Below are 22,872 nucleotides of genomic sequence, written 5' to 3' on the forward strand. Positions count from 1 at the left end.
AAGGAAAAAAAATTCTTTAATAGCGAGATTTTATATTGCTTCAATAAGTTTTTCAACTACCTGAGCACTCAATTGAGCGGCAACCCCTTCATTAAATTCATAGCCATTTGAACTTAAATCGTCCGCCATATCGCTCATGCACCGGATAATTACAAAAGGCGTTTTATTGAGCCAGCAAGCCTGAGCAATTGCACAACCTTCCATTTCAACACACGCAGGAGAAACATTTTCCGCAATTTTTGCCTTGAGAGCTTTTTCAGAAATAAACTGGTCGCCTGTGGCAATTCTTCCTTCAATCATTTTATGGCCTTTTAATTCTTCGCAATTTTCAAATGCTTTTTTTGCAGCAAGAATCATTTTTTTGTCTGCCTCGAACGAATAAACAGGCATTTGCGGAATTTGACCTATTTTGTAACCAAATCCTGTCGCATCCATATCGTGATAAACAGCATCGCTCGAAACTACAAAATCCAAAACTCCAAGGCCTTCCGCCATGGCTCCGGCAATTCCCGTATTGATTACGTTTGTGCAGTTGAATTGAAGAACAAGCCTCTGAGCGCACAATGCGGCGTTTACTTTTCCAACTCCGGAACGAACGACAACAACTTCTTTTCCATGAATTTTTCCAGTTTCAAAATCAAGACCGCCGGCACAAACAGTTTTTGGCGAACCTTCTTTTGACATTAAATTTTTTAGCCAGTCAATTTCAATTTGCATTGCACCAATAATTCCAATTTTTTCCATTTTAGCCTCCATAAATTTCAAATTACCGTAAAAACTGCAAAACTTTCAGATATTTTTCAATAAAACCGTAAAGTTTTCAACCTTTTTCATAAAAAATGCGTTATTTTAGCGATTTTTCAGCAATTTTTCTTAAAACTCAATTGCATAAAATCCTGCAAAGTTATATTTTATTATCAGCAGCAAGAAATATAACAAAAAACAATTTACAAAGGGCTACTTTTTTCCTCCTTCAGTAGCCCTTTTTTCTTTTTAAACCGCCTTTTATAATATTATTATGAATCATGAAAAAATTGAATTATGTCCGCCTTCAAAAGCCTGTATCGCTCCTTATATTTTAAAAAATCAGAAAAAAAATCCTTTTATTCTAGTTGTCCCTGGCGGCGGATACAATCATTTTGGAAAAAAAGAACAGGAAACCATTGCTCTTTTTTGGAATTCTTTGGGATTTTCGTCAGCAGTGCTTTACTACACGCTTGCACCGTTCAAATTTCCTGAAGCGCTTTTTGACCTGGCAAGAGCTGTTGCCTTTATTAAGAAAAATTCCGATGAATGGAATATCGATCCTCAAAAAATTTATCTCTGCGGATTCAGCGCGGGCGGACACCTTTGCGCAAGCCTTGGCTGCTTTTGGAATACTCCCCTTTTGCAAAATCTTACTCTCGACGGTAAAACTTTGCTGCCAGAGCAGACGCGGCCAGACGCGCTATGCCTTTGCTATCCGGTAATTTCTGCCGACAAAAAAATTTGCCACGAAGGCTCAATACAGCGTCTAACCGAAAATTTAACGGAAGATGAACGCATTGAACTTTGCAAAAAGACATTCACTCAAAATCCGGAAAACAAAAATTCTGAAGAACTGATCCGCGATGCCGTTTCTCTCGAAAAACACATTTCCAAAGATTTTCCTAAAACTTTTGTCTGGCACACACGCACAGACAAGGCAGTTCCGGCAGAAAACACATTGGTTTTTGCAAAAAGCCTGAAAGATGCCGGAATTGAATTTGAGTATCACCTTTTTAAGGAAGGTGAACACGGACTTGCGCTTGCAGAAAACACGCCTGCACAAATTTGGCCACAAATGTTTGTAAATTTTATAATGTCTGCGGCAGGGATAGCAGCCACGCCGAAGGCGTTCTGAAAAAAACGGGGAATTTACCCGATTTTTTTAGAATGATAATGGCGAATAGCCCGGTTTTTACGCAGCAAAGCGGAGTAAAAAGCCGCCCGGATTAAAATAAAAATTAAAATTGCCTAAACAAAAAACTTTTTTTTCTATAAAATAAAAACGCCTCTGAAATTTTTTCTTTTAGAGTTGCCAAAACAAAAAATCTGGAGATCTAAAAAATGTCAGTTTTACAGTCGATTTTGCTTGGAATTTTACAGGGAATTGCTGAATTTTTGCCTATTTCGTCGAGCGGACACCTTGCCGTAGCTCAATTTCTTTTTAAGCTGGACGATGTGCCTCTTTTGTACGATGTAATTCTTCACCTTGCGACCTTGCTTGCCGTTGTTATTTTTTTCCGTGCAAAAATCTGGAAACTTTTATGCTGCTTTGGACGCTGGATTGCGCGCCGGCCGCTAAATTCTGACAACGATCCGGAAGATTTGCTTTCTGGAAACGACATTCTCGGCCGAAAAACAATTGTTGCAATTATCTGCACAACTTTTATAACAGGAATTTTGGGCATTTTAAGTTCAAAACTGATTCCAGAAATGCCAATTAAATTTACCTGCGCAGGCTTTCTCGTTACAGCGGCACTCTTGATTTTTAGCAGTTTCTGGCAGAAAAAAAACCGCAGCGCCGAAATTTTGAGCAGCGAAAAAAAGGGAATCGGCGTTTTTCAGTCGCTTTTTATCGGTTTGATGCAGGGGATTGGAACTTTGCCGGGAATCAGCCGTTCAGGTTCAACAATTGCCGGAGCACAGCTTGCAGGAATTGACCGGCAAAGCGCAGGAGAATTTTCTTTTATCGTAAGCATTCCTGCAATTTTAGGAGCATTTGTGCTCGAAGCAAAGGATTTAGGTGAACTTGGCTCTTCTGTAGGACTTTTGCCTGTTATATTTGGATTTGTTTCGGCTTTTGCGGCAGGTTACATTTCTCTCGCTTTTTTAATGAAATTGATAAAAAAAGGCAAGCTTGAATGGTTTGCAGCTTATTTGATTCCTCTTGGAATTGCTGGCTTGATTTTCTTTTAAATCTTTTAAAATAGAATGAATTTGTGTTAAACTCATTCTATGAATAAATTAAACGCGCCTAGATGGAATTTAGATTCAATTTTTTCTTCTATCGAAAGTCCCGAATATAAATCGGCTCTTGATAATTACAAAACCGGCATGGAAAAACTCGAAAATCTTATAAAAACTTCCAGCCGGTTTAATTTTTGCTTTTGGCTAAAGGGCTTTCTTGACGCAAAAAAAGAAGTTCTCGAACTCTCTCAAAGCCTTGGAGCCTATGCTTACATAATTTATTCAGTTGACACAACAAACACCGTTTTTTTAAACAATATTTCTTTAATTGATGAGCTCGCTCTACGCCTAAAAAAAATCGATATTGATTTTAAGACAATTCTCGTAAAAAATTCTAAAAAACTCGATGAATTTTTTGAACGGTTTCCAGAATATTGCGAGCAGCGTTTTTTAATCGAAGAAGAAATTGCAGAGTCAAAGCATAAAATGTCCGCAAAAGAGGAAAATTTGGCCGGCTCCTTGCAACGCACCGGAGGAGATGCATGGGACAGGCTGCACGAGCAAATAATTTCAAATCTAAAAGACACAGACGGAAAAACCTTTAACGAGCTTAGAAACGATGCTTATTCGGCAGATTCAAAATTAAGAAAATCTTCCTACGAAAAAGAACTTTCGCTCTTAAAACAAAACGAAATCGCTTTGGCTGCCTGTCTGAACAATTTAAAAGGCGAAACTTTAACCCTCAACAAGCAGCGAAAATGGAAAAAACCAGTTGACCGCACTCTTTTTTCGAGCCGAATGGACAAAAAAACGCTAAATGCCTTGATCAAGGCGATTGAAAAAAGTCTTCCGGAATGGCGAAAATATTTTAACGCAAAGGCGGATTTTTTACGAAAAAACAATCTTACGGCAAGCACGCCAAAATACATAAACGGCAAAGCAGAAAAAGGACTGGCTTTTTACGACCTTTTTGCGCCAATGGAAGTTTTGGAACAAGACAAAACAGAAAACGAAAATTCCCTGCTTTCGAAAACCTGGACTTTTGAAGAAGCCGAAAATTACGTTATCGAACGCTACAGCAGTTTTTCGGAAGATATGGGAAATTTTGCAAAAACAGTTTTCCAAAATAACTGGATTGATGCAGAAGTCCGCCCCGGAAAAGTCGGCGGAGCATACGATGAAGATTTTGCACTTGGCCACCAAAGCAGAATTATGACAAATTTTACAGGCAGTTTTAGCGACATTGTAACTCTTGCCCACGAAATCGGCCACGCTTACCATTTTTCCTGCTTAAAAGGAAAGTCCGTTGATTTTTTCTGTTACCCAATGACGCTTGCAGAAACTGCTTCAACCTTTGCAGAAACAATCGTAAAACAAGATATGCTCAAAAAATGCGGCGAAAAAGACCGGCTGCAGCTTTTAGACCTCGATTTGCAGGACGTAAGCCAAGTTCTTGTCGATATTTTATGCCGCTTTTATTTTGAAAAAAATGTTTTTGAAGAACGCGCAAAAGGCGAATTAAACGCTCAGGATTTTTGCAGAATTATGCGCGAAGCCCAGGAAAAATCTTACGGAAAAGGCTTAAATTCCGAACGCCACGAATATATGTGGGCGGTAAAAAGCCATTACTATTCGACTGGCCTTGATTTTTACAACTTTCCGTATGCGTTTGGACAGCTTTTTGCGGTTGCGCTTTATCAAAGATATTTAAAAGAAGGAAAAAGCTTTGCAGAAACTTACAGACAAATTTTAAGTTTGACAGGAAGCATGAACTGCGAGGAATTGTGCAAAAAAGCAGGATTTGATATTACAAGCATAGATTTTTGGAAATCCGGAATTGAATTCTATTCTTCAAGAATCAGCGAATTTATTGAACTTTGCAGAGGAAAATCAACTGCCGTAACCGTAAAAGCAGGAAGTTCTCCAAAAACCGTTTATGAAGCTGATACAGCAGAAAAAATTGAAATTCCGGCAAAAACCGAAAAACCTGCAAAAAAAATGGGACTTTTACAGCGTGCCGAAATTCTAAATAAAAAAAATTAACGTAGAACTTCCAAAGCAAAAATTGCTTTATAAAAGTCTGGAAGTCCTACGTTTTTTAACCGATACTTATTTTTTTATTTCGTTGTGCTGTTTTTCCAGATATTCCATAACGTGGTCAATCATAGCCTGTTTTGGATCCGGACAGTCTTCCGGCAAAGAAGCAAGATATTCTTTACGGAAAGGCTTGCATTCGATTAGAGGACTTGCCTTGTAAATGCAAACCGCTGGAGCACATTCATCGGCGAGCATATCGTTCATGTTGTCTGGATTGAATTTTAAAATCATTCCGTCGATAGAAACCAAAAGCATAACGTCGAACATTCTCAGATAACTGTCGATTTCTTTTAAGCCGCGTTTTGTTTCTGGTTTTCCAGGGCGATAGCGAGTTCCTGAAGGAAAAACAAGAATCGCTTCTCCGTTGCGCTTGCATTTGTCCATTGCGTGCATTGCGGCAAGATTGATTGCACGGGCCTTTTTTGTTTCTGCTTCGATTTCTTCCTGAGAGGCAGCAGTTTTTGTAGCTGAATCAAGCGAACGTGTCGGATAAATTACAACCCGTGTAAAGCTTTCAGCAAAGGCACGAACCATAGGATCTGCTTCGTTGAGTTTCATTCCTGCAATCGCAACTACTTTGCCACCAAGCTCGCGGCAGTCAGGATCGTCAGAATTTTCAAGAAGCCAGATAAGACCAGGCAAGTCGGTATTTGCATAATGTTCCATCAAGATAAGCCCGCTTTTTCCAGACTTAATTGCAGCCAAAAATGCCTTAAAGTTTTCTACACCTTCAAGACGGCTTCCTTCTGCCATATTGTCCGAAATCAACTTGTCCATCAGTTTTTTTGTGTTAGGATTTGCCTTTTGATAAACATTTGTCGTATCAATTTTTGCGGCAGCATGCGAAAAATTTGCAAGTTCCTTAAACTTATCTCCATAGCGTTCACGAATCGAAGCCATTTTTTCCTCTCAATAAAGTACAGGCTCGCCAAAACCGGCATCTTTGCCTTTTTTAAGTATTTTTGACATTTCAGAACAATTGAAAATTCAGAAATGTCATTTTAATTCTAGTTTTAAAGTATAGTTTTTGCAAGGACAGCCAGCATTCTAAAAATACTTGCCAAAACTAAAGCGCGCAACCTCTAAAATCATCAAGCGTTTTATAACCTTTTTTTGCCATAAAATTCCTGATTCCTTTTAAGATTTCTGTCATTGCAAGCGGATTTCCAAAAGTTGCAGTTCCAACTTCTACAGCGCTAGCTCCTGCCATGATAAATTCAACTGCATCTTGCCAGCACGAAATTCCGCCAAGTCCAACTACAGGAATTCTTTCGTTTTCCGGAAGTTTATTCATTGCAAGACATAAATCATAAACCATGCGAAGGGCAATTGGTTTTACAGCAGGCCCCGAAAAACCAGCACGGATATTTTCAAAATAAGGACGGCCGGTCTCAATGTTTATTGCCGTTGCCTGAAAAGTGTTTACAAGGCTGATTGCGTCGGCGCCTGCATTTTTTACGGCCATTGCAACTCCAATCAAATCAGGCGCATTCGGACTGAGTTTTACCATAAGCGGCTTTTTTGTTGCTTTGCGGACAGCTTCTACGACAGATGCCGCGGCTTTTGGTTCCATTCCAAACGCCATGCCGCCGGCTTTTACGTTCGGACAACTGATATTCAACTCAATCATTGGAGCGTCTGTTTTATCCAGCAATTTTGCCCCTTCAACATAGGTTTCAGGACTTTTTCCGCTCAAATTGACAATTGTCTTTGCCCTAAATTTCTGCATTACCGGCAATTCATTTTCAATAAAGTGTTTTATTCCAGGATTTTCAAGTCCGATAGAATTTATGAGTCCCATTGGAGTTTCAATCAGGCGAACTCCGAAATTTCCAGGCTGACCGTCCAAAGTAAGTCCTTTTGAACAAATTCCGCCAAGAGAATCAACATCGAGAACTGTCGAATATTCACTTCCGTAGCCAAAAGTTCCGCTCGCAGCAAAAACAGGATTTGCAAATTCAACTCCGGCAATTTTTACGCTCAAATCAGGCTCTTCGTTTTTAGAAAGAGGTTCGCGTCTTGCCATCCTCTGAGAAGTTACAGGCGAATCAATTTTCGAAAAATCCAAAATTTCCGCATCAAAGACAGGACCGTCTTTGCAACAGCGCTTATTTCCTTCTTTTGTGTGAATTGTACAGCCAAGACACGCGCCAACACCGCATGCCATTCTGTTTTCCATGCTAAGCCAGCATTTTACACCAGCATCGGCACAAATTTTTTGAACAGCCGCAAGCATAGGCGTAGGACCGCAGGCATAAACCGCATCGTATTTTTTTACGCTTTCGCTGTCAATTGCGGCAGTTACCATGCCTTTAATTCCAACCGAACCATCATCTGTCGTAATCGTAAGTTTTTCCGGAAAAATATAATCAAGTCCGTAAGAACCGCTTTTAAATGCGGCAACAAAATCATAAGATTTTTTAGGAAGGGTTATTGCAAAACCTGCAACAGGCGCAACTCCAACTCCGCCGCCAACACACAACACTTTCGAATTTTCTGCAGGAACCGGCCAATTGTTTCCAAGAGGACCAAGAAGTTCAATTCCATCTCCGCTTTCAAGAGTAACAAGCTCTTTAGATCCACTTCCTTTTAAGAGAATTAAAAATTCAATGCTCACATTTCTGTCAGAAATTTTGCGCGAATTATAAACGCTAATTGGACGGCCGAGCAAAAGCCCCGAACGCACAGAGCGCAACATATAAAACTGACCGGGAATTGGAACAATCGCATTTCCGCCGTTTATTCCCGCCACATTCACTTTCAAATACCAAACGCTTCCGTATGGGACGGCAGACTGCACAATTGAACATCCGTTTACCTTACCTGTAGCAAAAACAGGATACGTTTCTCCAGCACAATTTTTTATTTCCGGCATAAATTTTAACCTCGCTTACAAAACCTTAAAGATTGTTTTTTGCATTGAGCAAGTCGAGTTTTGCGGCAACGCAGGCATTTCCAGCAGCATCAGCAATTTCCTTTAAGCAGAGATTTCCGCTTTCAACTTTATCAGCAAGCTCAGGAGCTTTTTTCCAGGCACACAAAATACCGCGGCTTGAATTTACAGTGCCGCCGGCTTTATCGAGCAAAGCAGCCGCAATTCTTGCAGCCCCGCCCTGAGCGCCATATCCAGGAATCAAAAAGAAAATTTCAGGATAAGCATTGCGAAGCGCACGAGCATCGCTTTCTTCTGTACAGCCAACAACCGCGCCAACAGGCGAACAAGTCTGTCCAGGATAATTTTTTTCAAATTCAGCGGCAATTCTTTTTAATTCGCATCCAGTACGGTCAAGAACACGGCCGCCATTTTTTAATTCCTGCTGCTCAATATCAACCATTCCAGGATTTGAAGTTCTCAAAAGAACAAAAATTCCTTTTGAACCAGTTGCAACTTTTGATTCGGCAGTATGAGGCGCGCAATATTCAGTAAAAGGCTTTAAAGTATCAAAACCCATATAAGGATTTACAGTAATTATGTCGCTTTCAAATTCGCCAGAAAAATGAGCGCGCGCATATGCTTTTGCAGTGTCAGCAATATCACCGCGTTTAATGTCACTGATTGCAATAAAACCAGCTTCGTGCACAGCCTTGATTGTCTCTGCGTAAACTTTTAAACCCTCAAGCCCCATCGCCTCATAATAAGCAATCTGAATTTTAAAACAGCATGCAGATTTTTCAGCGGCAACTCTCTTAATAATTTCTTTATTGTAAGCAAGAACCGCCTCAGTCTTAGAACCAAAAACATTTAACAGCGGAACCGGAATATAAGAAGGATCAGTGTCCAGACCAACGCAAAGAGGCCCGTATTTTGCCGCAGCTTCCTGTAAAACCTGCATATTGTGATTCATAAAAAAACACCTCGTTCAAAAAATAAAACATAAACAGTTTAGCAAATTTTCGATATGATTTAAAGAACGGGCGTTCCGGAACCCTGTAACCAGGATTCCGGGCAGGCTGTCGCGTTATAAAATTGCTTCGCAATTTTTCCGTTCAGCCACGCAAGCGTGTCCGAACCGCTCCGCGGCTTCCATCCTTAACGCGTTTTATTCTCCAGGCCATTCAAAATGCTGATAATCTTTTACGCCCTGCCAGTCTCCGCCCCATTCAAAACCATTTTTTGTAAAAACTTTATAGGCAAGGTCATTATGGTCAATTTTATAAGAAAAATTCCCAGTCCTGTCCACAAAATCAGCAGCATTCGCCGGCTCAACGCTAATTTTTCCTTTTATGTTTTTTACGCACGGATTGTAGAGCGGATTTATATCAACCGCAAGTCCAGAACCGTGTTTTGAAACTTTTTTTGTAAAATTTATAAACCTAAAATTAAAACAAGACGAGTTATTATCCGCCATGCTTTTTTCGTCGTCGGCATCGTATTCATCTATCAAGCGGATTTTTTCAATCGGATAATCAGAAACATAAAGTTCCTTAAAAATTTTCAAAAGAATTTCTGCAATTTTTTCGTTGCAAATCAATTCGCCTACGAGAGTTTGTCCAGACAAATTCTTGTGCAAAATATGAAGAATCCGCAGATTTTCGCGCGGAAATGTGCAGTTCTTCTTAAAACTTTTTCCATTTATTTTTTCAAAAACAGAATCGCTTATTTTAGAAACGTAAAATCCCCTATCCAAAACAAAATCTTCGTTCAATTCAATTTTTTCCGCTTTATTCAAAGAAAATTCAGAATCATTTGAATTAAAATTCTGCGCCATACAAAAACTAAAAATAAAAGCAAAGCTCAGCAATATTAAATTTTTTTTCATTTTGTTATAATTTTTCCATGCAAGAAACAGTTTTTAGAAAAAACATCGAAGTCAAAAAAGAAATGGAACTTCTCTACCGCGGCATCCGCTACAAACTCGGCTACGGAATCGACAATGCCGGAAAATCCTACATTTCTTTTGGCGAAGAATTTCTTCCAGCAAAGCATTTTTACAGTTACGGCCAGCTCGTAAACGAGGCCATGCTCGGAATTTCGCCGCTCCGCGACTCAATCGAAGTTCTTCAACTTTTAAATCCGTAAAAAAAACATTCCGACATTCTATTGCAAAAAAAATCAAAAATGAAGCGCAAGCAAAAATAAACTCTTTTTTTTATTCAAAACAAATCTCGCATCCCGAAAAAAAACAGAAAATAATTTTTTACAGAACCTGAACATTGTACCACAATTTGACATTAAATAGCTGTTTTTTGTCAGTTTGCACAATTTTTTTTTTCTTGTACAATTCAGCTATGAAAATTTTTCCAGCTAAAAGTTTTGACATTCCTGACATTTTAAAAATTGAACATGCGGCGTTTATTCCGGCAATTCAAGAAAAAAAAGCAACATTTGAAGAACGCCTACGTGTCTTTCCTGAAGGATTTCTGATACTTTCTGACAATTCTCCAGAAACAGTTCTCGAAAACGGCAAACCTCTTACCGCAGGTTATTTTACGAGCGAAATCTGGCCGTGCGTTCCTAAAACAGACAATATTTTTATGCTCGGACATTCCGCCGAAAAGACACACGATCCGAACGGCTCAGTTTTATATTTTTCGTCATTTGCACTTTTGCCGGCTGTTCAGGGCAAAAAACTCGCCGAACCATTTTTAACCGGCTGCCTGGATTCAATCTGCGGAGCATTTCCTCAAATAAAACAAATTATTCTTCTTGTAAACGAAGAATGGCATGGCGCAAGACACCTTTACGAAAAATTGGGATTTAAAGAACTCCGCACTATCAAAGACTTTTTTCCGTCATTAAAGAAAAGCGCTTCTGACGGAATTGTCATGTTAAAATCTGTCGATTAAGCGTTTTTTGATTTTTTCAAGAACTTTCTAGCGAATTTGCCCGTCGCCGTCAATCAGATATTTTGTCGTCGTAAGGGCTTTGATTCCCATAGGTCCGCGGGCGTGCAGTTTTTGAGTGCTTATTCCCAGTTCCGCGCCAAAACCAAATTCTCCACCGTCAGTAAAGCGAGTGCTTGCATTTACATAAACGCAGGCAGCATCGATTTTTGACTGAAAAATGCGCGAATTCTGGCGGTTGTTCGTAACAATACATTCTGAATGTTTTGTGTTGTGGGAATTTATAAAATCAATCGCTTCGTCCAAATCGGAAACAGTTTTTACAGAACAAATAAAGTCTAAAAATTCAAAGCCAAAGTCTTCGTCTGCGGCTTTTTTAATTTTCGCAGAATTTTGTACATTTTGGACAGATTTATACGATTTTTCGTCCAGCCTCAATTCAACTTTACCAGCAAATTTTTCGACAAGTCTTGGAATAAACTGATTTAAGATTTTTTCGTTTACGACAATTGTTTCTATTGCGTTGCAGGCTCCTGGACGCTGAGTTTTTGCGTTCCAGGCAATATTTAATGCCATTTCAAGATCTGCGCTTTCGTCAACATAAAGATGGCAAATTCCCGCTCCTGTTTGAATTACAGGAATTTTCGCCGTCTGAACAACCATATTTATGAGCTTTGCGCCGCCACGAGGAAGAGCAACATCAACTTTTCCAACCGCTGTCAAAATCTGTTCAACTTCCTCATGATTCTTGCACGGAGCGAGCGAAATTGCTTCTTCTATTCCATTTTTTGCATTTTTTAAGCCTTGTTTTATCGCTTTTTCAAGGGCAAGATTTGAATTTATTGCGGAAGAAGAGCCTCTCAAAAGAATTGAATTTCCGCTTTTGTACGCAAGAGCAAAGGCGTCAGCCGTTACATTCGGGCGGCTTTCGTAAATAATTGCAACAACTCCAAGCGGAACACGAACCTGCCGAATCGTCATGCCAGCAGGAGTTTTCCAGCCGGCAATTTCTTCTCCAACAGGATCGGTCTGGCTTATTATCAATTTAAACGAGTCAATTATTGAATCAATTTTTTTGTCATCAAGCGAAAGCCTTTCTACAAGACTTTCACTCATTCCGCGTTCGCGTGCATTTTTTACATCAAGAGCATTTGCTTCAAGAATGATTTTTCGATTTTTTTCTATTGAACTAGAAACGCTCAGCAAAGCCTCATTTTTTTGACTCGCAGTCTGCAACGCAAGTTTAGATGAAGCGTTTTTTAAGCTGGCTGTTATTTTTTCAATATCCATAAATCAATCATCCGATAAAATTTTTAGTAATTTGCAAGAAAATACATTCCAAGCAAAAGAAGCGCGCGGCTTTTCTGGTCAGAAAAATTTGCTTTTTCCGGAAGATTTTGAATATACCACCAAAAAACTCCAAACTCAGGATCAATACGCAAAGAATATTCTTCAAATATTGGTTCTTTTGAAGTCGGCCCAAACATCAAGTAAACAACGTCAGACAAAATATGACCAAAACGGCTGTATTCATCTGCATATTTTCCGGCTTCGATATAAGCGCAGAACTGCTCCAAATTATACAAAACTTGCTCTTTTACAGTTTCATCGTCTTTTTCAACCCAAGTTTTTTGAATCAAAAGCGTAAGATTTTTTTTAAATGAAGAAATTAGCTTTGAGTCATCATTACCAGCAAGAATTTCTGCAAAAACTTTTTCTGCGCTAAACAGTCTGGAAATTATTACTGCAAGAGAATTCACTTCCTGAATGTCTGCAACATCTTTTATTTTTTCAACTGCACTGATAATTTCTGGCTCTACAAATTCGCCAATCAAATTAGATTTTGTCATATAACAATTTTATAATTTTTCGGCTTACCTATTCAAGTGCAACAAAAATGAAAATTTGACAGTTCGCAAATTCAGTCTCAAAATATATCAATAAAGTTAAATTAACTTTTGTCATTCTGACAGTGCACTTACGTGTAAGGTTTGCGTTGCAAACTTCATCGTCACTAAAAAATCAAATCGAAAATTAATTTTTCGCGTTGAGTTTTTACCGGAGGTTCTCAAATGAAAAAATCTTTATTTATTCTTTCGGCAGCTGCTATTACGCTGTTCGGTTTTGCTTCGTGCAATAAATCTCAGACAAAAAAATCTGCCGTTCAGGAAATTATTTCTCAGGCAGAAAATATGACTTTTGATGAACTTTGCCAAAAGGCAATCGAAGAATCAAAAAATGCCACATTAAAGGGAATTGGAAACTCTAGCCGCGGAAAAACTGCCGGAGCCTCATTCATCAAATATCTCAAGTCGCTTGATTCAAGCTACGCAGGAAAAATTGAATGGTCACAGCCAAAAAACAATTCAATCTTTACAACTCTCAATGTTGACTACAAAAGCGCAAATCCTGAATATTTTATGACACTTATTCAGGACGGAAACCAAATTCAAAGCAAGATGATGGACACTGGAGTTCTCCGCACATTTATTCCAAAAGAATGGGCAGAAGCAAACAAACTTGCAAAAAAAGACTATCCAGAACTTCTTCCTTTGCAGACTTTGAATAAAATTTTTATGTACAACCATTTGAACGGAGTAAAATTTACAAACTGCTGGGATTTTGTTGCTCCAGGAACACATGGTCTTTTCATGGGCGTAAATTCTGAACTTGTCGGCAAAAACTTCCTTTATATGCTCACTGCCGACAAATACGCAACCTGGCTCAAAAATGCATTTGATAAACTGCCGGCCGAAAAACAGGCTCAGTTTACTTCCGTAATTGATGAATGTGCAAAGCTTGCAGAAAACTTTGGTCTTGAATCAAAAAATGCAAAATACGGTCTTGCTTACACTAAACTCTGGGTACAAAACTACAACGAAGAAACAGACGACGGTCCAATCTGCAACAGCATTGTAAAAACTTCTGCTGCCGGCGAATTTGCGCTCATCGTTTATTCTAAGCTCCGTTCAGTTGCCGAAACAGCTGACGTTTCTGTAAAAAATATTTCTGTCGCAGCTTACGAAGAAGGCTACAGCGGAATCGGTGGTTACGGATACAGTCACTATCTCGAAGTTATGGATTCTTCTCCATATCCATGGACTGCCTGCGCGTTTATTTCTTACATGGTTACAAAGCTTGACGGTTTTACAGCCTGGGGAAAAGACATGGGCGGTTACTCTGCAAACCCTGTTCTTGCAGCAGAAAACGAAGCAAAATTCCATCACAGCACAGCCGGCGGAAACGAATTCCCTGCTAAAAACGACAGAGGCTTTGAATGGTGGGCTGCAGAAAACGGCGGTGAGCTCGTAATCGAAGATCCAAAATATTGTGCCGAAGTTTCAGTTGACCTCGGCGATTGGATTGACATTACACGTGCAAACCGCAAATAAGTTTTAGCCTCTTTTTGTCACAAAGCGAAAGCTGGGCCTGTCAAAATACAAATACCCGTTTTGACAGGCTCTCTAACCTTTATGGAGTCAACTTTTTAAGCTGGAGGTGCTTCCTATGGCAAACAACAATCTTCAGACCCAGCTGAAGCTCAACAAAATAAAAACATTTTTTTACAAACCACAAAATGTAATTCTTCTCTTATGCGGAATTGTTCTTTCTGTAACAACAATTGCTCCAATCCTGTATTTGATTCAAGATACGGTGGCAGTTCATGCAGGAACAGTCGATTCCTTAAAAACCGGTTTAAAAGAAGGTCAAATGACTTTCTACAACTGGATTGATCTTTTTACTGGCCGTCTTGCAAAAGCAAATTTATGGACACCACTTTTAAATACTGTTCTTCTTTCTGTTTTTGCCTGCCTTATTGCAATTTTTTACGGCGGTCTTTTTGCATATTTAATCACCCGGACAAATTTAAAATTCAAAAAATATCTTAGCGCAATCTTTATTTTCCCTTACATTATGCCACAGTGGACGCTTGCCATGGTCTGGAGAAACGCATTTAACAGCAATGCCATAACAGGCGGTTCAGACGGACTTTTGGCTTCGCTTTTTGGAATAAAAATGCCTTTATGGTGGTGCCAGGGAATTTTTCCTTCAAGCATAGTTCTCGGTCTGCACTACGCGGCCTTTGCATATATTTTAATCGGTGGAATTTTCCGCAATATGGACGCAAACCTCGAAGAAGCGGCAACAATTCTGGATACTCCAAAATGGAAAATCTTCCTTCATGTAACAATTCCTCTCGTAAAACCTGCAATTCTCTCGACAATCTTGCTCGTTTTTGGAAGCTCGATGGGAAGCTATCCAGTTCCGCATTATTTAAGTCTCGAAACTCTCTCCACAAAATATGTCGGTTTAAGTTCTGGCCGTGCCGGAGAAGCCAGCGTTATTGCAGTAATAATGATGGTTTTTGGAATTGCAATCCTTCTCTTAAACCAAAGAAGCACTTCAAGCCGTCAGAATTTTACAACCGTAACTGGAAAATCCGGCCAAATTTCAAAAGCAAATCTCGGAAAAGTCGGAAAATATTTAATTGCGTTTATTTTTATCGTAGTTACGCTTTTTACAAGCATTTATCCGATTATTTCTTTCGCCATTGAAACATTCCTGCCAAATCCAGGCGACTACAGTTTCTTAAAAACAGGCGATTTTGAAATGCTTACGACAAAATGGTGGACAACTTCAGATACCTTGGGCGAATACGGACTTTTTGGACAGCTCGGAATTTTGCACAACGTTCAAATCTGGAAATCTTTCTGTGGACAATTGTTCGTAGCCGTCTGCTGTGCGCTTTGCGCCGGAACAATCGGAACCCTGGTCGGCTATGCAGTAAGCAAAAACCGCAGAAGCAAGAGCGCCGCCTATGTAAATTCTGTGGCATTTTTACCTTATCTTATGCCTTCTCTTTCTGTCGGTGTAGCCTACTTAATTTTTGGAAAAGCACTTTCTATTGGCGGAACCTTCCTTATATTGATTCTTGTTGGAACAGTAAAGTACATTCCTTTTGCAAGCCGAAGTTCGCTCAATTCAATGCTGCAACTTTCCGGAGAAATCGAAGAAGCCGCAATAATTCAAAATATCCCCTGGGTAAAGCGAATGTTTGGAATCATAATTCCAATTCAAAAAAGCTCGATTCTTTCGGGATTTTTGCTTCCGTTTATGACCTGTCTGCGCGAACTGACGCTCTTTATGCTTTTGTGCGACCAGTTCAAGATTATGACAACGGCAATGGATTATTTTGACGAAATGGGACTTTATGCCTTCTCAAGCGGAATGAACCTTATTCTTATTATTACAATTTTAATTTTTAACGCTTTGGTAAACAAACTTACAGGCGCAAGCATTGACAAAGGTGTAGGAGGTAACTGATATGCCGCAGATAAAACTTACAAATGTTACAAAACGCTGGGGAAAATTCTTTGGTGTTGATAAATTGAATCTTGTCATTGACGACAATTCATTCGTTACCCTCCTCGGACCTTCTGGCTGCGGAAAAACAACAACTTTAAGAATGATTGCCGGCCTCGAAACTCCAACCAGCGGAAAAATCGAAATTGGCGACACTGTTGTCTTTGACAGCGAAAAAGGAATAAATATTCCTGCAAACAAGCGAAAAGTAGGATTTTTGTTCCAAAATTACGCGCTCTGGCCAAATATGACGGTTTACAAAAATATTGCCTTCGGTTTGAGCAATATTTCCGAAGAACTCCCTGTTTATGACTTTGAAGCAAAAACTTCTGACCAGATTACACAGATTTTGCGCGGTTCTGTCGAACTTGTTGAACTGATAAACGGCTGCAAGGGCAAAGACGGAAAAATTGATGAAGAAAAAGTTCTTTTAAAAATCATTGATACGTTTACGGTTTCGATGTTTACTGCAAAAAAAATATTTGCAATGAAACTCCAGAACGAAGAATTCCCGTCAGAAAAAGCAAATTCTCTCTGCAAAGAATACGAAGCAAAAATCAAAACTATTGAAGAAAATTACAAACAAAAAGGAATTTCCTTAAATGACGATTTTGCTCTGGTTCAAAACGGAAAAATACTCACAAAAACGCGCAAACTCACTTCTGAAGAAATTGACCTTGCAGTGCGCCGTGTAAGCCGCGTTGTAAAAATCGGAATGTTTATGGACCGCTATCCGGCAGAACTTTCGGGCGGACAGCAACAGCGCGTAGCAATCGCAAGAACACTTGCTCCAGAACCAAGCGTACTTTTTATGGACGAACCGCTTTCAAACCTCGATGCAAAGCTCCGGCTAGAAATGCGATACGAACTTCAGCGGCTGCATATTGAAACAGGAAGCACCTTTGTCTATGTAACCCACGACCAGCTCGAAGCTATGACGCTTGCAACAAAAATCTGTCTTATAAACAACGGTGTTTTGCAGCAGTACGATGCTCCTCTCGACGTTTACAACCACCCGAACAATCTTTTTGTTGCCGATTTTGTAGGAAATCCTTCTATTAATTTTATCGACGCAAAAGGTGAACAGACAGACGGCAAACTTGAACTTACACTCTTTGGCGACAAAAAATTGATTTTTAAGCCGGAAACAAAAAACGGCGAGGAATTCAATTTGGAAAAATGGTACAAAACCAGAGATGCCGACGAAGTTGAAACAGCAAAAAAACTCGAAGACGAGTCAAAACAAAAAGGTTATGTTGAAAAACAGAACAAGGACGAAGTTTTTAAGTATCACATTGCAAAAGTGAACGAAGAAGAAGGCTTTGCTGCAAAAAAAGATTCGCCGGCTCAAAACGGCGACTTTGTTCTTGCAGTCCGTCCAGAATTCATAAAACTGACCGAAAATGGGAAATTTGACGGCGAAATTCGTGGAGCGTTGCCAACAGGAATGGAATCGACAATAAAAATCAGCATTGGCGAGTTTTTGTTGACAAGTGTTGTTTTTGGCGGTGTAACGTTCAAAATTGGAAGCAGTCAAAAATTCGATTTTACCGGCAACGACTTAATGCTTTTTGACAGAAAGAGCGGAAAACTCATTACGCACGGAAAAATTGAATAATTTTGTCCTAATTAGCCCTAATGTCGAGTTCTGATAAGAACAGTACTTTAAGTGTCATTGCCGTGCTCGACACCGCGATGTTTGCATAGCAAACTCGGTTAGCAATCTTGCAAAAAAAAGTGCAATAGATTATCGGGTCAAGCCCGATAATGACATTAAATCATAAAACTCGAATTTCAGGCTAATTAAAAAAAATGGCGGTTTTTCTGTAAAAAGACAAGCCGCTGTTTTTTTTAAAGCAAATCCTAGCCCGTGCCGGAACAGCGCGAAGCGTCCGCCGCGGCGGATGAAGCGAAAGCGGAACTGTGGAGCGGACGGTTAGAGCGAAAAATATGCTCCAGAATTTCATTTTTCTTTTATTAGTTATAAAATATTTTTATGGTAACATCTTCTCTTAAACGTTTTGTGCATCCGGATTTATTGCATGGAAGCATTTTTAAGGCAATTGTGCTTTTTACGTTGCCGCTTTTTGTTTCGTATATTTTTCAGCAGCTTTACAATGCGGCGGACACGGTTATTATCGGGCGGCTTTTGGACGACAGCGCGCTTGTCAGCATTGGAGCATGCACGGCTCTCTACGAACTTTTGGTCGGTTTTGGAATTGGCTTTGGAAACGGCCTGAGCATTGTCGCGGCAAAAACTTTTGGGGCAGGGGAAGCTGAAAAATTAAAAAAAATTACGGCGGCTTCGATTGTAATTACAATTTTTGTTACCGTTTTTATTATGGTTTTGACGGCTTTTGGTCTAAAACCAATTATGGTTCTGCTAAAAACGCCGGCCGACCGTCTGAACGAGGCATATTCTTATATTTCGGTGATTACGCAGTTTTGCGGAGTTCTGTTTGCATACAATCTTTTTGCAGGAATGTTGCGCGCAATCGGAAATTCTTTTGTTCCGCTCTTGTTTTTGATTTTTTCTTCGGTTTTGAATGTAATTCTGGATTTTGCGTTTATAAAGGCGACAGGCTCAATCCGAGGAGCTGCAATTGCGACGGTGATTGCGCAGTTTGTGTCGGGATTGCTCTGTCTTATCTACATTTTCTGCGCGGCAAAAATTCTTGTTCCGTCTTTTAAGCATTTTTCGTTCGACAGTTCGCTTTACAAGGACCTGATAGGGCAGGGACTTTCCATGGCATTTATGGGAGCAATCGTCCATTCGGGAACTGTAATCCTTCAAAGCGCCATTAACTCGCTCGACCAGATGATAATTGCCGGCCACCTTTGCGCCAGAAAAATTTTTACTCTCACAAACATTCCAATCATTACGCTTGGACTTGCCGCTTCGACCTTTGTTTCGCAGAATTGCGGAGCCGGACAAATTGAGAGAATCCGAAAAGGCGTAAGAATTTCGATTTTTATAACAATTGTCTGGACATTTTTGCTTTTTTTGCCGGCGTGGTTTTTAATAGAAGATTTAATCAAATTTATTACAAATTCAGCAAACCCAATTCTCCTTGATTACGCAAAAAAATACATTCTGTTTACTCTGCCTTTTTACCTTGTTTTGGGCGGACTTATCGTAATCCGGAATGCATTGCAAGGTTTTGGACAAAAAATTCTGCCTTTAATTTCAAGCATAATTGAACTTGCAGGCAAAATTACATTCACCTGCCTTATAATTCCAAAGCTCGGAAAATGGGGAGTTATTCTGTGCGAACCGCTGATTTGGTGTGTAATGCTCGTGCAGCTTTTGACAGTTTATGTGCGGCTTATCAGAGGCAATTCGTGCACGCCGTCGCCAGAGCCACAGGCAAAAAATCCTGCCGAATAACCAATTTTTTGAATATAAGCCTTTTGGACATTTTCGATAAAAGAATCGATTTTTTGTTTTTGAACCAAGGCAATTGCGCAGCCGCCAAAACCAGCTCCAGTCATTCTTGCGCCCAGACAGCCGTCCTGGTTCCAGGCGGTTTCTGCAAGAGTGTCGAGTTCAATTCCAGTAACTTCGTATTTTGAGCGGAGCGACTCGTGGCTTTCGTTCAAAAGCTGGCCGAGAGCCTTTAAATCTCCGTTTTTTAAGGCGGCGGCCGCCTTTAAGACACGCTGATTTTCAAAAACACAATGCTCCGCCCTTTTTTGCAAAACTTCGTCTTTTATGAGCGATTTATTTTTTTTCCAGTCTTCTGCCGAAAGTTCGCAAAGCGCATTGATTTTAATTCCGGCAGATTGCAAAATTTTTAAGCCCTGTTCACATTCTGCACGGCGTTCGTTGTATTTTGAATCCGAAAGTTTCCGCACCTTGTTCGTATTCATTACGATAAAACAGCAGCCGCCGAGCTCAAGCGGAACATATTCATATTCGAGGGTTGCGCAATCCAGAATTTCAGCAAAATTCTTTTTTCCGGTTGCAATAATGAACTGATCCATAATACCGCACTTTGTGTTCATAAAACGGTGCTCGCTCATCTGCCCGATTTTTGCAATTTCTGTCCTGCTCACGTCAAAACCAAAAGTTTCGCAAACTGCAAAGGCAAAGCCACATTCCAAAGCCGAAGAAGAAGAAATTCCGCCGCCAGCAGGAATATTCGACGCCATTAAAATTTCAAAACCGCAGTCAAAAACAAAGCCTTTTTCTTTTAACTGAGTCAAAATTCCATTCAAATAATTTGCATAATCGTTCTCTTTTGAATAAGCAAAATTTTCATTTATATCAAACTCAAAACTGAGCGGAAATTTTACGTCTTTATAAAAAATTTTCGAATCGCTTCGTTTTCTGATTGCCGCGTACAAATAACGGTTAATACATGCAGGAAAAACCTTGCCGCCGTTGTAGTCGATATGCTCGCCAATAATGTTTATTCTAGCCGGAGAAGCAAAAATCCGCACAGAGCCCTTCTCGCCGCCGTAAATTTCCATAAAATCATTCAAAAGTTCTTCCGGTGAATATTCTTTTTTTGTAAGTGAATTTTCCATTTTGTCCTCCAGACCAAAAATTCAATATCCGGGTGGCTTTTTGTTCCGCTAAGCTGCACAAAAACCGGGCTTTTCGGGGTTCCGGCTTTCGCCTTCATTCCTCCGCAAAGCTCCGGAACGGCTCCGCCGCCCCTGCAATCCCTGCCACAAAACAGCAGGCCGTGCGCTTTTAACATTTTTCTGTCAAAAATTCATAAATTGTCTTTTGATAGTATTCTTCGCCAGAGCGCAAAATGCAATCTGGAAAATTTTTATGGTTCATGCAGTCCGGAAAACGCTGGGCTTCAAAGCAAAGTCCGTCAAAAGGCTTTTGCAAAACTCCGTTTTTTCCCGTAAAGTTTTCAAGATAATTTCCGGTATAAAACTGAATTCCGCGCTGGTTTGTATAAATGTTCATTTTTATGCCAGATTTTTCAGATTTGCACCAGCCGGCTTTTTCCACATTTTTTTCGTCCGCTTTTGTAACAAAACAGTGGTCATAACCGCGCATTCCCGTGATTTTTTGCAATTTTTCTAAATCTTTTCCTACGAGTTTTGGCTCCAAAAAGTTGAACACAGAATTTTCCTTTTTTTGAACATCCAAAAATTCTCCCGTAGGAATCATTTCGTCAACTTTTAAAATCTGCTGGCAATCCAGACAGACAGTGTGATTTAAGATATTTTCTCCTTTGCAGCCGTTCAAATTAAAATATGCATGGTTTGTTAAATTTATTGGAGTCGGCTTGTCTGTTTTTGCAAAATATTCGAGAACAAGCTGATTTTTTGAATTTAATGAATAAATAACTTTTAACTCGAGATTTCCAGGAAACTTCTGCTCGCCGTCGCGGCTCAATCTTGTAAAAACAATTCCGGCGCTGCCGTCCGTCAAAAAGGGTTCGGCCTGCCAGATTTGCTTTTCGTAACGAAAAAATCCGCCGTGCAGACAGTTTTTGCCGTTATTTACGTCCAAAACATAATTTTTTCCATCAAGAAAAAATTTTCCGCCGGCAATTCTGTTTGCAAACCGGCCGACAATTGCATTGTGCGCCTGAGTTCCATTTTTCCACCCAGAAAAAGTATCAAAACCTAAAAGAACATCGGTTTGCGCGCCGTTTTTATCTGGAACAAAAAGATTTGTAATCGTGCAGCCAAAATTCATTGCAGAAAAACTAATCTGTCCGTTAGAAACAGTCCAGCCGTCAACATTTTCTTCTATATTAAAATGCAAAATGTCCATAATTTATATTCAAGCCGAAAACACGGTTTGTCAAGAAAGATAAAAAAATCCGCCTGCTAAAACTAAAAAACTTTTATGAACCGCAAATTTTAGCCCGTGCCGGAACAGCGCGAAGCGTCCGCCTTGGCGGATGAAGCGAAAGCGGAACTGTGGAGCGGACGGTTTGAAAAAGAAATTCGCTCCAAAACAAAAAATCTGGCTAAATTCTAATTTTTAAACATAATTCTGCACAAATGCCGGTCGAGCGTTTTCCAGGAAACTCCAAGTTCCCGTGCAAGAGAAGTTTTTGTGCGTCCCTGGAGAATTTCTTTTTTTATGTAATCGCTGCTTTGAGAAAGCTTGTAAATCGTTGATTTTTGGCCTTTTTTGCGGCCAATGTGCTTGCCTTCCCGTCGAACCCGGTTTAGCCCGACTTTTGTGCGCTCAGAAATAAGCTGCCGTTCAATTTCCGCCGAAAGTCCGAACGCAAATGCCAAAACTTTTGACTGAATGTCGTTTCCGAGCCTGTAACCGTCTTTAATTGTCCAGACTTTTACACCGTTTTCTAAAAAATGCTGCAAAACGTTCATAATCATAATGAGAGAGCGGCCAAAACGCGAAATTTCCGTGCAGATTATAAGGTCGCCCGAATGAGCCGAGCTCATAAGAATTTTGCCAAGTTTGCGGTTTTCTGGCCGCTTAGTTCCGCTGATTTTTTCTTCAATCCAAGAATCAATTTTTAGACCATTAAGCTGGCAGAATTTTTCAATTTCCATCTGCTGATTTTCCAAATTCTGGTGGCTGGTCGAAACCCGAATGTAACCGTAAGTCATTTAATATCTCCAAAAAGTAAAATTTAAAGAATATAGTAGCACACCGCAATGTTTGAATAACAAACCCGTTTAGCAATTTACTGGAAATTTTCAACGGATTATCGGGTCAAGCCCGATAATGACAAATCTGTCATTCCC

19 protein-coding genes are annotated in these 22,872 nt (G+C 39.8%); 9 read left to right on the top strand and 10 right to left on the bottom strand.

What is annotated here, in order from left to right; translation table 11 throughout:
• Nucleotides 1–30: 30 nt before the first annotated feature.
• Nucleotides 31–744: a 5'-methylthioadenosine/adenosylhomocysteine nucleosidase gene (locus B4N75_RS06720; RefSeq protein WP_296666837.1), complete on the bottom strand. Its 714-nt coding sequence runs from the start codon at nucleotides 742–744 to the stop codon at nucleotides 31–33.
• Between the two features lie 274 nt (nucleotides 745–1,018).
• Between B4N75_RS06720 and B4N75_RS06725 the strand changes: the two genes are divergently transcribed.
• The 3 genes from B4N75_RS06725 (at nucleotide 1,019) to B4N75_RS06735 (ending at nucleotide 4,974) form a co-directional block, all read left to right on the top strand.
• Nucleotides 1,019–1,882 (top strand): alpha/beta hydrolase, encoded by an 864-nt coding sequence (locus B4N75_RS06725; RefSeq protein WP_296666840.1) that lies wholly within the window; start codon nucleotides 1,019–1,021, stop codon nucleotides 1,880–1,882.
• 206 nt (nucleotides 1,883–2,088) lie between these two features.
• Nucleotides 2,089–2,940 carry an undecaprenyl-diphosphate phosphatase gene (locus B4N75_RS06730; protein ID WP_296666842.1) on the top strand — a complete coding sequence of 284 codons (852 nt, stop codon included), beginning with the start codon at nucleotides 2,089–2,091 and terminating at the stop codon, nucleotides 2,938–2,940.
• Nucleotides 2,941–2,979: 39 nt separating this feature from the next.
• Nucleotides 2,980–4,974, top strand: coding sequence for a M3 family oligoendopeptidase (locus B4N75_RS06735; protein WP_296706948.1), 1,995 nt, complete (start codon nucleotides 2,980–2,982; stop codon nucleotides 4,972–4,974).
• A 66-nt stretch (nucleotides 4,975–5,040) separates the two neighbouring features.
• Here B4N75_RS06735 and B4N75_RS06740 read toward each other — a convergent pair whose 3' ends face one another.
• The 4 genes from B4N75_RS06740 to B4N75_RS06755 all read right to left on the bottom strand — a co-directional run bounded on the left by B4N75_RS06740 (nucleotide 5,041) and on the right by B4N75_RS06755 (nucleotide 9,788).
• The gene (locus B4N75_RS06740; RefSeq protein ID WP_296016539.1) at nucleotides 5,041–5,928 is read right to left on the bottom strand and encodes a 1-acyl-sn-glycerol-3-phosphate acyltransferase; all 888 of its coding nucleotides are present in this window, start codon (nucleotides 5,926–5,928) and stop codon (nucleotides 5,041–5,043) included.
• Nucleotides 5,929–6,094: 166 nt separating this feature from the next.
• Nucleotides 6,095–7,903, bottom strand: coding sequence for a dihydroorotate dehydrogenase (locus B4N75_RS06745; RefSeq protein ID WP_296706950.1), 1,809 nt, complete (start codon nucleotides 7,901–7,903; stop codon nucleotides 6,095–6,097).
• 25 nt (nucleotides 7,904–7,928) lie between these two features.
• On the bottom strand, nucleotides 7,929–8,873 hold the full coding sequence (gene pyrF / locus B4N75_RS06750) for an orotidine-5'-phosphate decarboxylase (protein ID WP_296666851.1): 945 nt from the start codon (nucleotides 8,871–8,873) through the stop codon (nucleotides 7,929–7,931).
• Nucleotides 8,874–9,068: 195 nt separating this feature from the next.
• A complete protein-coding gene (locus B4N75_RS06755; protein ID WP_296666853.1) occupies nucleotides 9,069–9,788 on the bottom strand; it encodes a M15 family metallopeptidase in 720 nt (239 codons plus the stop codon).
• 17 nt (nucleotides 9,789–9,805) lie between these two features.
• Here B4N75_RS06755 and B4N75_RS06760 point away from each other — a divergent pair, with 17 nt between their 5' ends.
• The gene (locus B4N75_RS06760) at nucleotides 9,806–10,048 is read left to right on the top strand and encodes a hypothetical protein (RefSeq protein ID WP_296016519.1); all 243 of its coding nucleotides are present in this window, start codon (nucleotides 9,806–9,808) and stop codon (nucleotides 10,046–10,048) included.
• A 209-nt stretch (nucleotides 10,049–10,257) separates the two neighbouring features.
• The gene (locus tag B4N75_RS06765) at nucleotides 10,258–10,815 is read left to right on the top strand and encodes a GNAT family N-acetyltransferase (RefSeq protein WP_296706952.1); all 558 of its coding nucleotides are present in this window, start codon (nucleotides 10,258–10,260) and stop codon (nucleotides 10,813–10,815) included.
• 27 nt (nucleotides 10,816–10,842) lie between these two features.
• On the opposite strand, the gene B4N75_RS06770 is transcribed toward B4N75_RS06765, so the two are convergent.
• Together B4N75_RS06770 and B4N75_RS06775 are read right to left on the bottom strand one after the other, a co-directional pair.
• A complete protein-coding gene (locus tag B4N75_RS06770; RefSeq protein ID WP_296666858.1) occupies nucleotides 10,843–12,102 on the bottom strand; it encodes a glutamate-5-semialdehyde dehydrogenase in 1,260 nt (419 codons plus the stop codon).
• 23 nt (nucleotides 12,103–12,125) lie between these two features.
• Nucleotides 12,126–12,662: a hypothetical protein gene (locus B4N75_RS06775; protein ID WP_296666861.1), complete on the bottom strand. Its 537-nt coding sequence runs from the start codon at nucleotides 12,660–12,662 to the stop codon at nucleotides 12,126–12,128.
• Between the two features lie 222 nt (nucleotides 12,663–12,884).
• Here B4N75_RS06775 and B4N75_RS06780 point away from each other — a divergent pair, with 222 nt between their 5' ends.
• From B4N75_RS06780 to B4N75_RS06795, 4 genes are all read left to right on the top strand, one after another.
• Nucleotides 12,885–14,204: a hypothetical protein gene (locus tag B4N75_RS06780; RefSeq protein WP_296666863.1), complete on the top strand. Its 1,320-nt coding sequence runs from the start codon at nucleotides 12,885–12,887 to the stop codon at nucleotides 14,202–14,204.
• Between the two features lie 115 nt (nucleotides 14,205–14,319).
• Nucleotides 14,320–16,137: an ABC transporter permease gene (locus B4N75_RS06785; RefSeq protein ID WP_296666865.1), complete on the top strand. Its 1,818-nt coding sequence runs from the start codon at nucleotides 14,320–14,322 to the stop codon at nucleotides 16,135–16,137.
• 1 nt (nucleotide 16,138) lies between these two features.
• The gene (locus tag B4N75_RS06790) at nucleotides 16,139–17,794 is read left to right on the top strand and encodes an ABC transporter ATP-binding protein (protein WP_296666868.1); all 1,656 of its coding nucleotides are present in this window, start codon (nucleotides 16,139–16,141) and stop codon (nucleotides 17,792–17,794) included.
• A 378-nt stretch (nucleotides 17,795–18,172) separates the two neighbouring features.
• On the top strand, nucleotides 18,173–19,564 hold the full coding sequence (locus tag B4N75_RS06795) for an MATE family efflux transporter (protein ID WP_296706954.1): 1,392 nt from the start codon (nucleotides 18,173–18,175) through the stop codon (nucleotides 19,562–19,564).
• On the opposite strand, the gene B4N75_RS06800 is transcribed toward B4N75_RS06795, so the two are convergent.
• The 3 genes from B4N75_RS06800 to B4N75_RS06810 form a co-directional block, all read right to left on the bottom strand.
• Nucleotides 19,492–20,706, bottom strand: a complete 1,215-nt coding sequence (locus tag B4N75_RS06800; protein WP_296706955.1) for a galactokinase — start codon at nucleotides 20,704–20,706, stop codon at nucleotides 19,492–19,494. The two genes, B4N75_RS06795 and B4N75_RS06800, sit on opposite strands and share 73 nt — an antisense overlap.
• Nucleotides 20,707–20,875: 169 nt before the next feature.
• Nucleotides 20,876–21,922, bottom strand: coding sequence for an aldose epimerase family protein (locus tag B4N75_RS06805; RefSeq protein WP_296666873.1), 1,047 nt, complete (start codon nucleotides 21,920–21,922; stop codon nucleotides 20,876–20,878).
• A gap of 206 nt (nucleotides 21,923–22,128) precedes the next feature.
• Nucleotides 22,129–22,734: a recombinase family protein gene (locus B4N75_RS06810; RefSeq protein WP_296666876.1), complete on the bottom strand. Its 606-nt coding sequence runs from the start codon at nucleotides 22,732–22,734 to the stop codon at nucleotides 22,129–22,131.
• Between the last annotated feature and the right edge of the window lie 138 nt (nucleotides 22,735–22,872).

It is taken from the genome of Treponema sp. UBA7570, assembly GCA_002477955.1.
Taxonomy (GTDB): Bacteria; Spirochaetota; Spirochaetia; order Treponematales; family Treponemataceae; genus Treponema_D.